The sequence below is a fragment of the Amycolatopsis sp. NPDC021455 genome (genome assembly GCF_040640995.1).
GTDB lineage: Bacteria > Actinomycetota > Actinomycetes > Mycobacteriales > Pseudonocardiaceae > Amycolatopsis.
Genome location: NZ_JBFACT010000018.1, coordinates 61,806 through 79,119, shown reverse-complemented (window position 1 = coordinate 79,119; position 17,314 = coordinate 61,806). Strand labels below are relative to the sequence as shown.

Genomic DNA, 17,314 nt, shown 5'->3' with positions numbered 1-17,314 from the left:
CCGTGGAGGTCGAGCGCCGTGCGCCATCGTTACCACCTGCCCACTGACGTCGAGGTGCTCGGCGACCTCCGGCCGGCGGCCCGGCATCGGCTGCGTGCGCTGGTACCGGCCGCGCTCCGCGACGCCGTCCGTGCCGCGGCGCCGGAGGAGGTGGCCCGGCCGCCGGCCGGCACCCGGCAACGCCTTGCCCCGGCCGACGGGGATGTCCACGTCATCCCGGACTACGGCGGCGACAGGCGGTTCAGTCTCGTGGCGGACCCTTCGCCGAGCGGCGCGGCCACCCCTCCAGCGGCCACGCCACCGGCGGCCACACCTCCGGCACCGATGCCGACCGGCGACATCCCCTACCCCGGCGCCGTCACAGCCACCTCCGTGACCATTGTGGACACTCCGGCGGTCGTCGACTACCTGCGGGGCGAGTTGGGCAGAGGGCCGTCCATCGCGGTGAACGCCCCGATTCTGGCGATCCACCGTAACGTGGACTTCTGGGGGATCGAGGAGGTCCGCGAGTACGCCCTGACGCTGGCGCAGGGCTGGAAGACGCGGCTGGCCGGCCGCGAGCGGGTGGACGTCCCGGCCACCGTGGACTCACTGGCCAAGGACTTCGACGACATGATGTCGGCCGGGTTCACCCGTGACTTCGGGGTTCCGCTCGGCGGTGGCCTCGAAGAACACTTCACCTCGCTGCTCGCCGGTGAACGCGACCGCCTCACCAAGGAAGCGGCCGGCCGCCACCTGAAAGGACAGGACCTGAACAACGCCGTCCTGGACGGGCTGGTGGCGTTCCGGGCGAAGCTCCGGACGAAGATCGAGTCACACGTCCGGGGCTACGCCTCGGGGTGGATGCGGGAGAGGCGGGAACACCTGGACTTCGTGACCAGGCAACCACCCGGCCTGCGTCCGATCGGGAAGTTCGAGCCGGCCATCCCGGCCGGCGTCGACGTGGCCGAGGTCGTGCACGAGCAACTGGTCCGCACCCAGCGCGAACTCACCGAGAAGGAAACGGCTGCCGTCCTGGCGCAGGCGAAAGCAGCGCTGCGGAAGAAGCCGCACGACCCCCTGCCGGAGCTGACCGAGGAGCAGACCGCCGCCGCGATCGCGGCGGCGGAGGCCAGGAAGCTGGGCGCCGACCAGGTGGTCAAGGCCGTCACCGCGGCCGCCGCCTCGGCCGAAGCGCGCGAGCGGGTGGACGTCAACGAGAGCATCGCCGGGAGTCGCGTGGACCGGTGGGACCCCACGAGCGCCCCGGTGCAGATCCGGACCGCGGAGTTCGTGTTCGTCCTGTCCAAGCTCTTCTACACCAAGCCGTTCGGGGTCGCGAACTACCGCGGTCACGGCCTCGGGCCGTGGAAGGACCGGGGACGGTCGATCGACCTGACCCTCCCCGACACGGAACCCGGTGGGTTCTTCCGGCCGGCCGACGCCATCGAGTTCGCCCTGGCGATCGACGCCACCGCCCAGGCGATGGGCATCGAGTGGCGCGCCCTGTACAACGACGCCTCGGTCGCCCACGCGGTCAACCAGCGCCTCGGCGTACAACGCATCGTCGAGGTCGCCAACGTCTTCGCCGGCCCGCCCCGCAACATCAACTGGCACGGTCCGCTGATCACGCACTTCCACGTCGACCTGGCCTATTGACGCTCGCCGCCCGGTCACAACCCGGCTGCAACCGGGACGCGGTACGCATGCCGGGTGGCGCGCGCCTCCGCGGGCCCGGACGCAAGGGGGACTCCGATGAGAACAGCGGTGCTCGCAGTGGTCGTGCTCCTGCTCGGCCTGGGGACGGCGGCGCCCGCGGGCGCGGTGGCCCCCGGCTGCGGGCCCGCGACGGTGGCGGTCGCCGACCGGACGCTCTACGAGGGCACCCCGGCCTTCGGGGAGCCCAGACCGGCCTCCACCACCTTCGAGTTCACCGTGTCCGTCACGGCGGCCGCGGGGTGCGTGCCGACCGGGTCGGTCTCCTACAAGACCGAGGACGGCTCACCCGGCGCGACCAGCCCGGACGACTACGTTCCCGCCGAGGGACGGCTGAGCTGGACCGGTGACTCCAGCCCGCGCACCGTCGCCGTCCAGGTCGTGAAGGACGCCGCCGCGGAGCCGAACGAGCCGTTCTTGCTGCGCCTGTCCGATCCGGTCGGCCTGGTCCTGGCCGACGACCTGGCCGCGGGCGGGATCCTCGACGACGACGGCGCCGACGGGCCCCCGATCATGGTCTCCACCGACGGCGGCAAGATCTGCTGGCGCGTCTGCACGGTCGGGGTGCGGCTCGGCGGCGGCCCGGCCAAGGCACCGGTCACCGTGCACTACCGGACCTTGCCCCTCGGCACCGGCGAACCGGCGTACGTGCCGGTCAAGGACGCGACGGTGACGATCCCGCCCGGCGCGTCCGGCGGCGGTGCCGTGGTCAAACTGCTGGACCCCAAACCGGGCCAGGCCGAATCCCGGTTCGTGCTGGAGCTGTTCGCCCCGTCGGCCGGCACGCTGGGGAACGCGCGGACGGAGGTGACGATCAAGCCCGGCGGTTAGCCATCTCGCGGGCCTCGGCCGTCGCGTTGGCCTGGGAGTACAACGCGGCGGCCGTGGCCCAGTGCCGGGCCGCGTCGGCGGGCCGGCCGAGCCGCGCCTCGAGGTCACCGAGGTCGCGGTGCAGGTGCGCCTGCTCGTAGCCGTCGGGCACGGTGGCCCGCACGGCCAGCCCGCGTTCCAGGTGCTCGCGTGCGGCCGCCAGGTCGCCCGCCCCGAGCCGGGCCCGTCCGAGGTGCTCCAGCGCGGCCGCTTCGCCGTGCCGGTCGCCGACGTCGCGGCTGAGGTCGAGGGCCTGCCCGAAGTGGTCCGACGCGGTGGCGAAGTCGCCTCGGCTCAGGTGGACCCGGCCGGTGTCGAGCAGCGACTCCCACTCCAGCCAGCGGTCGCCGAGCACCCGGCTGACCGCGAGGGCTTCACCGAGGTGCGCCAGCGCCGCGCGGTGGTCCCCGCGCTGCAGGTGCGCCTCGCCGAGCGTGTCGAGCGTGGCGGCTTCCAGCCGTGCGTTGCCCAGGGCGCGGAACGTCGTCAGCGCCGCCGTCAGCGGTGCCAGGCTCTCCTGCGCCCGGCCCATCCGGACGTAGGTGTGGCCGAGGTTGCGCTGGGACAGCGCGTGCCCGAGGTCGTTGCCGGCCGCGGCGTTGCGGGCCACCGCCAGCCGGTGCGCGGCGATGGCTTCGTCGAAACGGCGCAGTTCGGCGTAGGCGTTGGCGGTGTTGTTGTGGATGTGCCCTTCGCCCTGGACGTCCCCGGCGGCCTGAGCCGTCCGCAACGCGGCCGCGTTGGTCTCCAGCGCCTCCGGCAGCCGCCGGGTCATGAAGTAGGCGACGCCCAGCGCCCGCAGCATCTCCGCCTCGGCCAGCGGGTCGCCGAGCCCGGTCGCGGCGGCGGCGCCCTCGCGGCACAGCTCGACGCGGGTGTGCCAGTGCCCGGCCGTGTCGTAGAAGCTGGTCAGCAGGTACGTCAGCTGCCACGCGGCCTCGGCGCGGCCGTGCTCGCGGGCGAACCGCACGACGGGCAGCAGGTTGTCGCGCTCGGCGGTGAGGAAGGTCAGCGCGGCGTGCCGGTCGGCGCCCACCGGCACCTCGGGCGCGGCGAACCGCGGCGACGGCGTGACGAGGTCGCGGTTCGGGTCGATGGCCCGGTTCGCCGCCGCCGCGGCCACCAGGTACCAGTCGACGAGCCGGTCGGCGATCTCCGCGCGGGCGGCCGGGGGCTCGTCGGCCCGCGCGCACTGCCGGGCGAACTCGCGGATCAGGTCGTGGAACCGGAACCGGCCCGCGCCGGCGGCCGTGACGAGGTGCGCGGCGGCGAGCCCGGCCGCGGCGCGGTCGCCGTCGGCGCCCGGCACCTCGCAGAGCGCGGCACCGAGCGCGGCGCTGAACGTGGCCCCCGGGCCGAGGGCGGCCCGGCGGAAGAACCGGGCCTGCGCGGCGGGCAGCGGCCGGTAGGCGGTGGTGAGCACCGCCCGGACCGTGCGCGAATCCCCTTCCACGGCCAGGGTTTCCAGCCGCCCGGCTCCGGCCAGCTCGGCGGCGAGCTCGGCGATCGGCCGCTTCGGCGCACCCACCAGCCGGGCGGCCGCGATGCGCAGCGCCAGCGGCATCCCGCCGCACAACCGAGCCACCCGCGCGGCCGGGCCCCGCTCGCGCCGCACCCGTTCGGCACCGAGCACCCGGTCCAGCAGCGCGACGGAGTCGGCGTGCCCGAAGGCGTCCAGGGCGATCGGGCGCACGGCGTGGCGGGTGCCCAGCGCGGCGAGGTGCTGCCGGCTGGTGACGACCAGCAGGGCCGGGCCGGTGCCCGGGATCAGCGGCAGGACGTCCTCGAGACCGGCGACGTCGTCCACCACGACCAGGCACCGGCGCCCGTGCAGCAGCGACCGGTACAGCGCGGCGCGCCCGGCCTGGTCACCCGGGATGTTCTCGTCGGGCACGTCGAGGCCGCGCAGCAGGTGCGTCAGCGCCCGGGCGCCCGGCAGCGGCTCGGCCGGGTCCTCGCCGCGCAGGTCGAGGAACAGCCGGCCGTCGGGGAAGCGGGCGGCGACCCGGTGCGCCCAGTGCAGCGCCAGCGCGGTCTTGCCCATGCCCGCCGCGCCCGAGAGCACCACCACCGGCCGTTCGGGCTCGTCGAGCACGGCGTCGAGCGCCGCGAGCTCGGCTTCGCGTCCGGTGAAGTGCCCGACGCCCGCGGGTAGCTGCGAAGGCCCGGTCGCGGCCGGGCGGAGGTCCAGGGCGGGGTCCCGCCGCAGGATCGCCGTGTGCCGGGCCAGCAGTTCGGGGCCGGGGTCGACGCCGAGCTCGTCGGCGAGCCGCCGCCGCAGCCGCTGGAAGACGTCGAGCGCGTCGGTGTGCCGCCCGCAGCGGTAGAGCGCGAGCATGTGCAGCCCGGTCAGCCGTTCGCGGGCCGGGGCGTCGGCGAGCAGCCGGGGCAGCTCGTGGACGGCCTGTTCGTGGTGGCCCAGCCGCAGTTCGGCGTCCCAGAGGTCTTCCATCGCGCCCAGCCGCAGCTCGTGCAGCCGGTCGACCTCGCGCCGGCCCCAGCCCGCCGGTTCCGCGTCGGCGAAGGCGTCCCCGCGCCAGAGCGTGACCGCCGCGCGCAGGGTGGTGGCCGCCCGCTCGACGGCGCCGGCCGCGAGGTCGGCCGCGCCCGCGCGGACCTGCTGCTCGAAGCGGTGCGCGTCGACCGCCACCGGCGGGACGGTCAGCAGGTAGCCCGGCTCGCGGGTGACCAGGACGCCCGGGAACCCGCAGCCTTCCAGGGCCTGGCGCAGCCGCGCGACGTGGCTGTGCAGCGTCTTGACCGCGGTGCGTGGCGGGTCTTCGCCCCACAGGACGTCGACCAGCCGCGGGATCGGCAGCACGGTGCCCGCGTGCAGCGCCAGCACGCCGAGCACGACCCGCTGCCGCGTCCCGTGCAGGGTCGCGGGTCCGGCCGGGCCGACCGCTTCGACCGGCCCCAGCACGCGCAGCTCCCCGGGTTGGGACACCCCCCGCTCCTTCCCGCGCCGCACCACCGCTCAGCGAGCGTAACCAGGCGAAGGAGGGGCGAAAACAGCCAACCAGCCGATCCGCGGCGGCATCGACAACCGGTTCACAACCGGTCGCGGTGACGCTCGGTTCCCGTTCCCGTTCCGACTCTGTGAGGGAAAACCGGATGAGCACCAGATCGCGGCCCCGGCGCCGCAGACCGTTCACCGCCGCGCTCGCGTTCGCCACCGCGGCCGCGTTCCTGCCCGTGGTCCCCGCGGCGGCGGCCCCGGCCGCCGCGCCGCCGCCCCAGTCGCCGTGCGGGCCGCTCGACGTCGCGTTCGTCATCGACGACACCGGCAGCATGGGCCCGGCGCTGACCAACATCAAAACCGAGCTGGGCAACATCGCCACGGCCGTGCAGGCCAACTCCGGCAACGACTACCAGCTCGGCCTCGTCTCGTTCAAGGACGACGTGACGGTCCGGACCGACCTCGCGCCGCTCAATCTGGCCACGGTCACCCCGCAGATCAACGCGCTGACCCCGTCGGGGGGCAACGGTGAGCCCGAAGCCTCCGACGAGGCGGTCAACACCGCCGTCAACAACCTGCCCGCCACCGGGCGCCCGCAGATCGGCAACTTCTCCGGGACCTGGCGCTCCAACGCCACGAAGATGGTCATCCTGGTGACCGACGCCCACCCGGGCGGCTTCGACGACACCTTCACCGCGGCCGACCAGGCGAACGCCCACCTGCGGGCGGTGCAGGCGGCGACCAAGGGCATCAAGGTCTCGGCGGTCTACGTCCAGACGAACGCGCTGCCCGGCATCTCGGCGATCATGCAGGACTACGCCACCACCACCGGCGGCACGTACACGGCGACGCCGGCCAACGGCACGGGTGCGGGCGCGGCGATCCTCGACGCGCTCAAAAACTGCCGCAAGACCGACGTCTTCATCAAGGACGCGCCGGCCGACACCGGCGTTGCGCCGCACGGCCTGAACCCGATCTGGACGAGCCCGGACATCAAGGTGTGCACGTCGCCGCCGCCGTGCGCGGGGACCAACCCGGTCATCGGCCCGCCGAACTACGTGGTCGTCACGCTGAACAACCCGGGCCCGGGCGGGTCCGGCGCGTCGACCGGCCATGTCGAGGTCTCCTACACCGCGCAGGGCGGGGCGGCGCTGTGGCCGATGGACTGGACCCCGATCGGCTCCTCGCCCACGGTGACCGTGCCGGCGGGCACCACCCAGGTGACGATCCCGTGGACCTCGGTGCCCGGACCGGGCCACTTCTGCCTGCTCGCCCGGTGGATCTCGGCGACCGACCCGATGACCTACCCCGAGCTGACCGGCTCGAACACGCTGGTCAACACGCGGAACAACAACATCGCGTGGCGCAACGTGGACACGGTCAAGCTGAAGCCCGGCACGCCGGTGACGCACCCGTTCACCCTCGGCAACCCGGTCCTCGAGCGGGCCACCACCACCGACCTGCTCTTCACCCAGCCCGGCAAGCCGTTCGCGGGCGGCGCCGGCAAGGTGGTCGTCGACCTCGGCAAGGTGCTGGCCGAGCGCTGGCGCCAGAGCGGCCAGAAGGGTGTCGGCGTGCGTCAGGTGGGGGAGACGCAGGTCGAGATCACGGGCGGGCAGCAGGCGGCCTTGCAGGGCCTGCTGATCCAGCCGCGGGAGCGCTTGGAGACGGCGGTGACGTTCACGGCGACGGACGCGGCGGCGGGTGCCGACTTCGTCGTCCGCGTCTCCCAGTCCAGCGGTGACGAGGACCTCGGCGGCGTCGAGTTCCAGCTGTCGGCCGAGGGCTGATCCGGAGCCGGGCGGCCACCTCGATCCGGTCGGGGTGGCCGCCCGGCATCCGCTGTCGCGGGCCGGGTCAGGGAAGCGAGCCGGGCAGGCCGAAGGCGGGGAAGTGCTCGGGGCCGAGGAACGAGGTGATCTCGGCGATCCGGTCGTCGCGCACGGCCAGCACCGTGATCGACCACGCCTGGTGCGGGCTTGCCGCGTCGGCCCCGACGTAGAACGCGACCGCCGGCTGGCCGTTCGCGCTGGTCAGCCGGTACCGCCAGCTGGGACAGCGGGTCATGGGCACTTCGACCGCGAAGTCGGTGACGGCGGCGATGCCGTGGTACCAGTGCGGCAGCGGCGGCATCGACCAGGTGACGTCCTCGGTGAGCAGCGCGACCAGGGCTTCGGCGTCGCCGCGGTCCAGCGCGTCGGCGAACCCGCTCACCAGCTCCCGGAGCCGGGTGTCGGCGATCGTGCGCAGGGTCTGCTGCTGGGTGCGGGCGGGGACCTTCCGGGCGACGATCCGGCGGGCGCGGGCCAGCGCGGAGTTCACCGACGTGGTCGAGGTGTCCATCATGGTGGCGATGTCGGCGGCCGGGAAGCCCAGCACGTCGAACAGCAGCAGCACCGCCCGCTGGTTACCCGGCAGGTGCTGACAGGCCGCGACGAACGCCAGCTCGACCGCCTCGCGCTGGGCGTAGCGCGCCTCCGGCCCCGCCGGATCGTCCGGAAGCCCGGCGTCGGGATAGGGGCCCAGCCAGGCCACGTCGGTGCGGGGAAGCTGTTCGAGAACGGCACGTTCGGCGGCCGGACCCAGGTCCATCGGTAGCGCCCGCTTCCCCCGCGCGTCGAGCAGATCCAGGCAGGTACGGGTGGCCACCGTGTACAGCCAGGTGCGCAGCGAGCTGCGGCCCTGGAACCGGGCCAGCCCTCGCCAGGCCCGCAGCAGCGCCTCCTGCACGGCATCGTCGGCATCGTGCACCGAGCCGAGCATCCGGTAGCAGTGGGCATGCAATTCCCGGCGCAGCGGCGCCATCAGGCGGGAGAACGCGGCGTCGTCCCCACCCGCGGCGCGAGCCAGGTCAGCGTCCCGCTGTGCGCCCGCCTCGGCCGTGGCGGCTGCGACCGGCCCGGAAAAAACTTCGTCCACGAGCGACGATTCTGCCCCACGGCCGCGGTCTCACCGGTGAACGACCGTCCGTCACCACTGTTCCGGAGGCTGCCCATGAGCTCGACCCACCACCCGCACCGGCCCGCCTGGTTCGACATCTCCACCCCCGACGCCGCGCGAGCGCGAGACTTCTACCGGGACCTGTTCGGCTGGCCGAGCAAGGTCCTCGACGAGACCTACGCGCTGGTCGGCGACGACGGGGGACCCACCGGCGGGATCGGCCAGGCCGGCCCGGACAGTCCCTACACCGGCTTTGTCGCCTACTTTCCCGTCGACGACGTGGACGCCGCTCTCGCCCGCGCCGAACGACTCGGGGCCACCCGTGTCCTGGCCCCGGTCGACACCCCCGTCAGCCGCATCGCCGTGTTCACCGATCCCGACGGCAACCACGTCGGCCTGGTCGGCCGCTGACCGGAACCCCGCACAGGAGCCACGATGACCCACCCGGAACCGGCCACCCGCCGGCATTCCGCGACCTGGTCGCTGATCCACGCCGAACGGGCCGCCCTGGCCGGCGACCTCGCCGGGCTGACCGACCGGCAGTGGGCCACGCCGTCGTTGTGCGCCGGCCTCACCGTCCGCGAAGTGCTGGCCCACCTCACCGCCGGGGCCAGTCTCGGCCCCGCGCGGTGGATGGCCGGGGTGATCCGCTGCCGCTTCGACTTCGACCGGCAGGTCGCCATGCGGCTGGCCGAACAACTGGGCGCCACCCCCGCCGGCACGCTCGCCCGATTCCGGCGCGTGAGCACCGGCACGACCAAACCGCCACTGCCGGCCGTGGCGATGCTGGGGGAAGCCATCGTGCACGGCGAGGACATCCGCCGGCCGCTGGGCCTCCACCGGGACTACCCGATCACCACCTTGACCAGGGTGGCCGGCTACTACCACGGCTCCGATCTCGTCGTCCTCGCCAAGGGACGCGTTCGCGGCCTGCGGCTCGCGGCCACCGACGGCCCCTTCGGCGCCGGCTCCGGTCCGCTCGTGTCCGGCACCACCCTGGCCCTGATCATGGCGATGACCGGCCGCACGCTCTACTGCGACGAACTCGACGGCGACGGAGCCGCCATCCTCCGCGACCACGGCACCAGCCGACCCGACGCGAAAACCCGTGCAGCCAAGGCAATCCGGGGTTCGGATCGCGGCAACGACAGCGATGTCGACCGGACGCGGGTACTGCGGCGGCCGGGTACTCACTCCCGGTGGGCAAGGCGTCGGTGAGGTGCCCGACCGGCGGCGATGGTGCTGAACCCGTTGGCGGGCATCGCTTTCGGGGCGTGTCGCGCGGTCGTGCGGGGCAGCCGGGGAGCGTGCTCCGGTGCCCGGGCCACCCGAGGTCGCGGGCTCTCACCTCGCCAACGAGCGGACTTCCTGGCTTGGCTGCGTACGGCGCCGGCGTCGCGGGTGCCGCTCGCCGTCACCAGGGCAGCCGGGTGCTGGTCACCGGGCAGCTGTCGGGGAGCCAGGAGGTCCACGGCGGACAGTGCGGAGTCCGCCGCGTGGAACGGCTCTTACTTCAAGGTTTGTACGAACGAGCGTCCGGCCGCCGTTCGGCGCTTTACAGCCCAGGTGGAAGGTGCCTACGGTGCGCACGCACCAATCCGGCCGGTCCGTGCCGACCACGGCTGAAGGAGGTCAGGTGTTCCGCAACCACAGACGCAGTACCCGCGCCACCGTCACGGTGCTCGCGGCGGCGGCCTTGCTCGCGGTTCCCGCGTTCACCGCCAGTAGCAGTGCCGCCATCGATCCGGGCGCGACGCCCTGGCTGGACACCCATCGCCCGGTGCCGGCGCGGGTGGAGGCGCTGCTGCACGCGATGACGCTGCCCGAGAAAGTCGGCCAGATGGACCAGCAACTGGTCAGCACGCTGACCGATTCGGACGGCACGAGGTGCGGGAACAACGGATTCAACCTGCCCAATCCCGAATGCATGCGGAAAATCCTGATCGACGCCAACGTCGGTTCGATTCTCGCGGGTGGCACCGAAAATCCGGTCGACACCACGGGCAAGGGCGGCGTGGGCAACACCGGCTACGACTGGGCCACCGAGTACAACATCATCCAGCAGTTCGCGATCAAGAACTCCCGCCTGCACCTCCCCGTGGTGTTCGGCGTCGACGCGGTGCACGGCTTCGGCCACCCGTGGCAGGCGCCGCTGTTCCCGCAGTCCATCGGCATGGGCGCCACCTGGGACCCCGCGCTCGCCCAGGCCGGCGGCAAGGCGACCGCGGACGCCCTGCGCGCCACCGGCTGGAACTGGAACTTCGCCCCGGTCCAGGACATCGCCCGCGACAACCGGTGGGGCCGCACCTACGAGACGTGGGCCGAGCAGCCGGTCCTGTCGGCCGCGATGGGCGCCGCGAACATCAAGGGCATGCAGACGCCCGGCAAGCGCGGTGAGCTGAACGTCAGCGCGACGGTCAAGCACTTCGCCGGCTACTCGCAGTCGGTCAACGGCCACGACCGGGTCGAGGCGCTGCTCCCCATGAACTACCTCCAGACGACGATCCTGCCGTCGTACGCGGCCGGGATCGACGCGGGCGCCGGGACGGTGATGGTCAACTCCGGCTCGATCAACGGCGTTCCCGCCACCTCGTCGCACTACCTGCTGACCGACGTCCTGCGCGGTCAGATGCACTTCCAGGGTGTCGTGATCAGCGACTACCAGGACGTCACCGCGTTGCAGACCGCCTATCACATCGCGGCGGATCTCCCGGGGGCCATCGCCGCCGCCGTGAACGCGGGCGTCGACATGAGCATGCAGGTCGCCGACCCGGCCGGGTGGCAGGCCGCGATCCTGCAGGCCGTCGACACGGGCAAGATCTCGCGCGCGCGGATCGACCAGGCCGTGCGCCGCATCCTCACGCTGAAGTTCCAGCTCGGCCTGTTCGACCAGCCGTGCGTGGCCGACCCGGCGAAACCGTGCGTCGACGCGAACGCCGCCAACGCCGCCGTCACCGCGGGCCGCGATCAGACGCTGAAGGCCGCGCGGGAGTCGATCACCCTGCTGCGCAACGAGAACAACGCGCTGCCGTTGCCGGCCGGCGCGAAGGTCGTGGTGACCGGCCCGAGCGCGGACTCGATGACCAACCAGCTCGGCGGCTGGAGCGTGAGCTGGCAGGGCGTGGCGGGTGCCGGGCACGCGTGCTGCATGGGCCCCGACAACCAGATCCCACCGGGCACCACCGTGCTGGGCGGCATCCGGGCCGCGAACCCGGCCGCGGTCTACGCGCCGGACCAGGCCAGCGCCGTCGCGGCCGCGGCGGACACCAGTGCCTACGTGGCGGTGGTGGGGGAGAAGGCCTACGCGGAAGGGCTGGGCGACAACCCGGCGCCGGCCTTGGCACCCGACCAGCAGGCCCTCATCTCGGCGCTGGAGGCGACCGGCAAACCGGTGATCGTCGTGGTCGTCGCGGGTCGGCCGGTCGGGCTGGGCCCGGCGGAGAAGGCGAACGCGGTGCTGATGGCCTACCAGGGCAGCACGGAAACCGGCACGGCGGTGGCGGATGTGTTGTTCGGCAAGACGAACCCCGCGGGCAAGCTGCCGATCAGCTGGCCCTCCGACGCGCCGGCCGTCGGCGGTGACTTCGCCGGCACAGCCCCGTCCCCGCTGGGCGACCAGCCGAAGTTCTTCGACCAGCTGCCCAGCACCGCCTCCGGTCAGGGCAACGCGTACAACCCGCAATACCCGTTCGGTTACGGCCTGTCGTACACGACGTTCACCCACACGAACCTGGCGGTGACGCCGAAGGTCGCGCGTGACGGCACGGCCACCGCGACGTTCACCGTCACCAACACCGGAACCCGCTCCGGCACCGACATCGTGCCGGTGTACGTGGCACAGCCGGTGAGCCCGGTGGTCGTCCCGCCGCAACGGCTGGTCGGCTTCGCGCGGGTGACGCTGGACCCGGGCCGGTCCCAGGTAGTGCGCGTGTCCTTCCCGGCGGCCGCACTGGCCGAAAGCGCGGGGGACATCAACGCGTCCGGCCCGCCCACCGTGGTGCCGGGCAGTTATGTGCTGCAGCTGGACAAGAACGGCACGACGCCGTACGCGGTGGACATGTCGGCGCCGTTCGTGATCCGGTAGCACGAGGCGGTAGCGGGGCGGCGCAGGCGCGCCGCCCCGCAGGGCTGGCCCAGGCTTCCGTCAGGCGAGGCCGAACCGCTCGGAGTGCACTCGCCGGCCGGGAATCTTCAGTTCGCGCAGGGAACCGAGCACGGCGGAGGTCATCGCGGGTGGGCCGCAGACGTCCAGTCGCGGAGCTCCGCGACTGGACTGCCTACTTCCGGGAGCGGCGTTGGCCACCGGATGTGTTTCGCGCCTGTGGCGGCGCTCGCCGCGCCGCGCCGATCGCCGGAGGCACGGCCCGCGCCCGACCGCGGGCGCGCATGTGCCGGCGAATCGCGCGTGAGGGAGTAGGCCTCCGGCGGCCCAGCGATTTGAGGAAGTCGTCTCTTCAGTGGTTGGTGCTCGGGCGAGCATGCCGCCGGGGAGGTTGAGCACGTCCAGCTCGATCCGGCTGGTCGCTTCTCCGGAGCGTCAGCGAGCCGTATGTGCCGGCTCAGACACCATGCCCACGTCGGTGTAGCCGTGTCAGTCGCGGTGCCGCCCGCTCTCGCCATCCGCGGACCCGGTTGTCGACCTCCACGATCACGCTGGTCATGAAGGGCAACCCACCGAAGATCGTGGCGATCCAGGCGCCGGCCTGGAGCAACGCTGCGGCGGCTTCCGGCGGCTGGGCTTCTGCCGCACGCTGGTGGCGGCCGCGGCAACTCGGGGCCGGGGTCGTATCGGTGGACGGCTCCGCTGCCGGCGGTGGCGCAGTCGTTCCGTACCGGGATCGCCATACGCCGACCTGGTCGGCGGTGCCTCCATGCCGGCGCGGTCGATCTCTCGCGATGACAGCCAAGGAGTGAGCAGGAAGCAGTCGTCTAGGAGTGCCTGCAGGAGGTGTGGCTGCAGGTCGCGATCACCGCGCGGGTGATTTGCTCCGTATTCGAATCTGCGGGTATGTGTCAAGCGTCAGGAGATCGCTTGGCATGCGAAGGTCGGCGTCGGAGCATCTGCGTCAGTGCGGCAACGGTTGTGGGCCGCTCGTCCAGCAGCTCTTCGAAAAGGGCGTGCTTATTCGGAACCACGCTGGGATCAACGTCGAGGAGTGCGGAGAACACAAGCTGTCTGAGTTCCTCGTTATTCGCTGGGTCGGACGACTTGCCAACCAGCTGTACGCGAAAAGCTGCGATCCCGATCAGAATGGAACCGTGCTCACCAAGGTCGCGTCCTAATGCTCGCGCCAGCGTGCGTCGGATTGCTTGGCGAGCGGAAACGCCGACCAGCGAGATTCGGTCACCGCGCCCTTCGAGAAGGACTTCGATCTCTGATCTCAGCTCGGACTCGACTGCCTGGGCTTCAGGAATCTCGCTGCCTTGAATAATCTCATAGCGGGCGAGCTGCCATCCGAGAAACAAGCTCGCGGTAAGTGTGCTTGAACTGACGCCGGCGATCATCGCGCTGACGGGCTCGGATGATCCGGCTCCCAAGCCGGCGATGAGGCTGCGGAGGCCGTCCGACCAGTTGGGAAAAAGATCAACCCAACTGAGTTTCTTCAGGTCGCGGTTGATGATTTCGACATCGTCGAGGCGCACCGGGATGAGGAACGTTTCCGACTCCGGGACCTGGCGGAGTAGTTCGAGCGCTTCACGCAACTCTGCCTGCACGTAACCGCGATGCGTAACTGATCTGGACGAGAGGATTGCGATGAAGTATTGGCTCCGCTCGATTGCGGCGCTGACAGCTGATTGCCAGTGCTCGCCGGGGCGAATCTTTTCGACGTCGATCCAAATGTCGACACCTGCGTTTTTGAGGTCATGAGCAAGCCGCCGAGCTGACTCACTGTCTTGACGGGCATAGCTCAGGAACGCCGTAGGGCGTTTCGAGCTGGTATCTCGAGATGGGGCATGTGAAATCGAGTTCAGCGGTGAGGACGACGGCGTAGCGTGCCCTTCGAGCACCCTTGCCGCCGCTGTAGCGGTCGTGGCAGTCGCGCTCAGGAGCGAGTCGAATACTTCGTCGCGATCCCGTGCCTGCAGGCTGTAGGCCCCGTCGAGCGACTGGCGGGCTGCGGCGAGCAGGGCCTTCTGTCGTTCACCGTCCATGGCTAGTGCGAGTCGCAAACGCGCCACGCAGATCCCGATGAACGTTAGATTCCACATTTGTTCATCACCTAGGCGAGCCAGGATATCGGACATCAGTTCTCCAAAATCCTTGTAGTCGCTACGTAGTCGTCCAACACTCAGTTCGGCCAAGATCGCGTCAACCTGCTTGATCGACTCGCGTTCGCTCGCGCGCACCTGCGCGCCAAGGTCTGTGTCGTCGAAGTTGCGATTCTGGAAGGCGAACTCGAGGCTGCCTAACGCAATCCCGAGTTCGAGGCACCAATGGTCGCGGACATAGTCAAAAGCCAACATGCTCGGATCTCCGTTTGTGAATCTTGAATTTTGGTTTCGGTCTGATGACGACTACCTGGGCAAGAGTGGCGACGGCCTGGATTCGGTTCTTGAGCCTGCTTGATCTTGTGAATCGAAGGAGGTGGCGAGGAGCTTCAACATGCCAGCGTCACAAGGGGAGTGGCGTTTGCCCAGGTCCGAGCCCTGGCTGTCGAGGTCGTTCATGGGGGCAGCTCCGTCGCTCGTTACCCAACGACTCGCAAAGCTGACGACGCCTGTTACAGTCTGCGTCCGACACGGGCACTCAGGCAACTCGACGCCGCAGTGCTGTCTGCCGGGTGCAGGCCGCACCTGTGCCTCGTCGAACCTGGTATTGGTCTGCGACGCTGTCATGTGCTCGCCAAGATCGGCGACTCGTCATCGATCACACCGTAGCCACCTGACTCCCCTTCTCGCACCGCGCCGGCGTGGACGCACCACTAGTTTTTGACCATGTCCGACGGGTGCACGTGCGCACCAAAGGGGTACGAATTCCTGGCTCGACGTGCGCCAAACAGGCCATCGCACTTACCTTGTACACGCGGTCCATCTGCGGCTGCACTTCTGCAATTATAGCTACGTCGACCGAGATCAATTCGTGGAAGTGGTACCGCATCTGCTGGTCGCTGGTTTATGTGGGCATAATTCACCTCGCCCGGCGAGCCGGCACGCCAACTCATTGTGAATTGATCAATTGAGCAGCCGGTTGACGTGGGGAAGCGAAGACAGGCGGGGGCGCACATCGCCGTCGGCCGCTACGAAGTGGCTTGAGCCAGGTCGGTGATCTGCTGCACTGACCAGTGCTTCTGCATCCCGGGCAGTGGTGACAGGTACTCGGCGACCTTCGGCAGGGACCATCCGTGTGCTTCCCGAAGTCCTCCTACGAGCATGGCCAGGTAGGCGGCCGACGGAGGATTTTTCTCGATTTCCGATGCCGACCAGGGTGCTGTGAATGTCAGGACGGGGTAGCCGTCGAGATCACCGAGGTGCAGCAGGGTCTCGTAGCGACCCGGCCCGAGCTGGTGGCGGCCTGTCCGGAGCACGGTAGTCAAATCCAGGTCTGGGCCAGGGTCGCGGTACATTTCCTGCTCGGCGATGTCGGAGAACTGCCCAGCGGTCACAAGGTACGACCGCATTGCCGCGCGGCCTGGCAGCGTGGGGTCGAAGAACGCCCGACCACCGTGCCAGACCGGCGACTCTGTCGCGAAGTAGATGCCGCCGGAGAACTCGCTCGCCACCATGCGACGCGCCGGGCTGCGGTCGCGGCATCCGACATAGCTGCGCCGCGCGCCCAGCGGTGTTCCTCCTGTGAGGTAGCACAGCAACCGCGCGGCGTACATGTTGGACCCGTAGCTGGCGTACCAGATCAGGGGAGGCGGTGGTGAACTCATGGCATCCACGGTATCGCGCATGTCTCGACGGGAACGAGCAGCAGAGGTGCCCAAAACGGCCTTCGTGCTCGAGTAGTTGAAAGTCTCCTCGGGCTCAACGATGGCCGAGGCCGGGCGAATACAACACGAGCGCCGGAAGGTCTCCCAGTCGCGGATCGTCGGCAGGCCCTACCCCGGCGGCGAGGTGGCTTTGGTGCTCAGCCTGCCGAGTCCTTCCCCGTGGAGAGCGAGGACTTCGGTGTCGGCGCTGCATGTCGTTGACGGTTGAAGGCCAGGTCCCGGTCTCACTGGCCGGCGCGGCGGCCGTCCGCCCGGCCGTCCTGTGACCAGGACGGCAGCTGCGCCGTCTCATCGCGAGTTGTTCTGTGAAGACGAAGCTGCTTTCGGCGTGGTCGATGATCTCGCGGGCGAACGTGCCGGCACCGGCGTAGCACGCGAGGCGCTGGTCGGCGTCGGCCCAAAGGATTCCGACGTGGACAGTTCGGAGGTCGGGTGCGGCCATCCCCGGCGGTAAGGCCGCACCAGCCAACACCTCCACCTCACGGCTGCCGGAACGCACCCGTCGTCGGGTCCGGCTGACCCCGGCGGGGCTGATGCTCTCGCGGCGTGCGTGAGCGATCCTCGACCACATGGACACTGTCGAGGTGGAGCTGTGCGGCCTCCGCGGAGCCCCCGGCCTGGTCCGGCTCGGGTCGTTCCAGGGCGCGATCCGCAGCAGGCAGCCGCGGCGAGGGTGCAAAAAGCTCTGTGCGACTTTCGAACAATTCTCGTAACCCGCCATAAATGAAGGCGAATTGTTTTCGAGAACATGGGCGGCAGATCATTCCCGGCCACTTCTGGCGAGGTTCGGACAGTACTGTCAGGCGCACTGGCACAGGGGACACATCTGGCCTGAGACCCCTGCGTAACAGGGGTTTCCGCTGACCGTGACCGAGGTGCCGGGGCCTCGTAATGACTGTTGTGTCTGCCGCGAGGG

At 70.7% G+C, this 17,314-nt stretch carries 10 protein-coding genes; 6 read left to right on the top strand and 4 right to left on the bottom strand.

Going from position 1 to position 17,314, the window contains the following annotated elements; translation table 11 throughout:
- Positions 1–18: 18 nt before the first annotated feature.
- Positions 19–1,638, top strand: coding sequence for a hypothetical protein (locus AB0G28_RS21965; protein WP_361091678.1), 1,620 nt, complete (start codon positions 19–21; stop codon positions 1,636–1,638).
- Positions 1,639–1,734: 96 nt separating this feature from the next.
- The gene (locus AB0G28_RS21960; RefSeq protein WP_361091675.1) at positions 1,735–2,526 is read left to right on the top strand and encodes a Calx-beta domain-containing protein; all 792 of its coding nucleotides are present in this window, start codon (positions 1,735–1,737) and stop codon (positions 2,524–2,526) included.
- Here the strand turns inward: AB0G28_RS21960 and AB0G28_RS21955 are convergent.
- Positions 2,510–5,488: a BTAD domain-containing putative transcriptional regulator gene (locus tag AB0G28_RS21955; protein WP_361091813.1), complete on the bottom strand. Its 2,979-nt coding sequence runs from the start codon at positions 5,486–5,488 to the stop codon at positions 2,510–2,512. The two genes, AB0G28_RS21960 and AB0G28_RS21955, sit on opposite strands and share 17 nt — an antisense overlap.
- Positions 5,489–5,679: 191 nt before the next feature.
- Here AB0G28_RS21955 and AB0G28_RS21950 point away from each other — a divergent pair, with 191 nt between their 5' ends.
- A complete protein-coding gene (locus AB0G28_RS21950) occupies positions 5,680–7,314 on the top strand; it encodes a vWA domain-containing protein (RefSeq protein ID WP_361091672.1) in 1,635 nt (544 codons plus the stop codon).
- A gap of 67 nt (positions 7,315–7,381) precedes the next feature.
- Here AB0G28_RS21950 and AB0G28_RS21945 read toward each other — a convergent pair whose 3' ends face one another.
- The gene (locus tag AB0G28_RS21945; protein WP_361091669.1) at positions 7,382–8,443 is read right to left on the bottom strand and encodes a sigma-70 family RNA polymerase sigma factor; all 1,062 of its coding nucleotides are present in this window, start codon (positions 8,441–8,443) and stop codon (positions 7,382–7,384) included.
- A 75-nt stretch (positions 8,444–8,518) separates the two neighbouring features.
- On the opposite strand from AB0G28_RS21945, the gene AB0G28_RS21940 reads away from it, so the two are divergent.
- The 3 genes from AB0G28_RS21940 to AB0G28_RS21930 all read left to right on the top strand — a co-directional run bounded on the left by AB0G28_RS21940 (position 8,519) and on the right by AB0G28_RS21930 (position 12,548).
- Positions 8,519–8,875: a VOC family protein gene (locus AB0G28_RS21940; RefSeq protein ID WP_361091667.1), complete on the top strand. Its 357-nt coding sequence runs from the start codon at positions 8,519–8,521 to the stop codon at positions 8,873–8,875.
- Between the two features lie 24 nt (positions 8,876–8,899).
- Complete coding sequence (locus AB0G28_RS21935; RefSeq protein ID WP_361091664.1) at positions 8,900–9,682, top strand: maleylpyruvate isomerase family mycothiol-dependent enzyme; 783 nt, start codon at positions 8,900–8,902, stop codon at positions 9,680–9,682.
- A gap of 418 nt (positions 9,683–10,100) precedes the next feature.
- The gene (locus tag AB0G28_RS21930; protein WP_361091661.1) at positions 10,101–12,548 is read left to right on the top strand and encodes a glycoside hydrolase family 3 N-terminal domain-containing protein; all 2,448 of its coding nucleotides are present in this window, start codon (positions 10,101–10,103) and stop codon (positions 12,546–12,548) included.
- 929 nt (positions 12,549–13,477) lie between these two features.
- On the opposite strand, the gene AB0G28_RS21925 is transcribed toward AB0G28_RS21930, so the two are convergent.
- Together AB0G28_RS21925 and AB0G28_RS21920 are read right to left on the bottom strand one after the other, a co-directional pair.
- Positions 13,478–14,929 (bottom strand): toll/interleukin-1 receptor domain-containing protein, encoded by a 1,452-nt coding sequence (locus AB0G28_RS21925; RefSeq protein ID WP_361091658.1) that lies wholly within the window; start codon positions 14,927–14,929, stop codon positions 13,478–13,480.
- 773 nt (positions 14,930–15,702) lie between these two features.
- The gene (locus AB0G28_RS21920) at positions 15,703–16,359 is read right to left on the bottom strand and encodes a histone deacetylase (RefSeq protein ID WP_361091655.1); all 657 of its coding nucleotides are present in this window, start codon (positions 16,357–16,359) and stop codon (positions 15,703–15,705) included.
- Between the last annotated feature and the right edge of the window lie 955 nt (positions 16,360–17,314).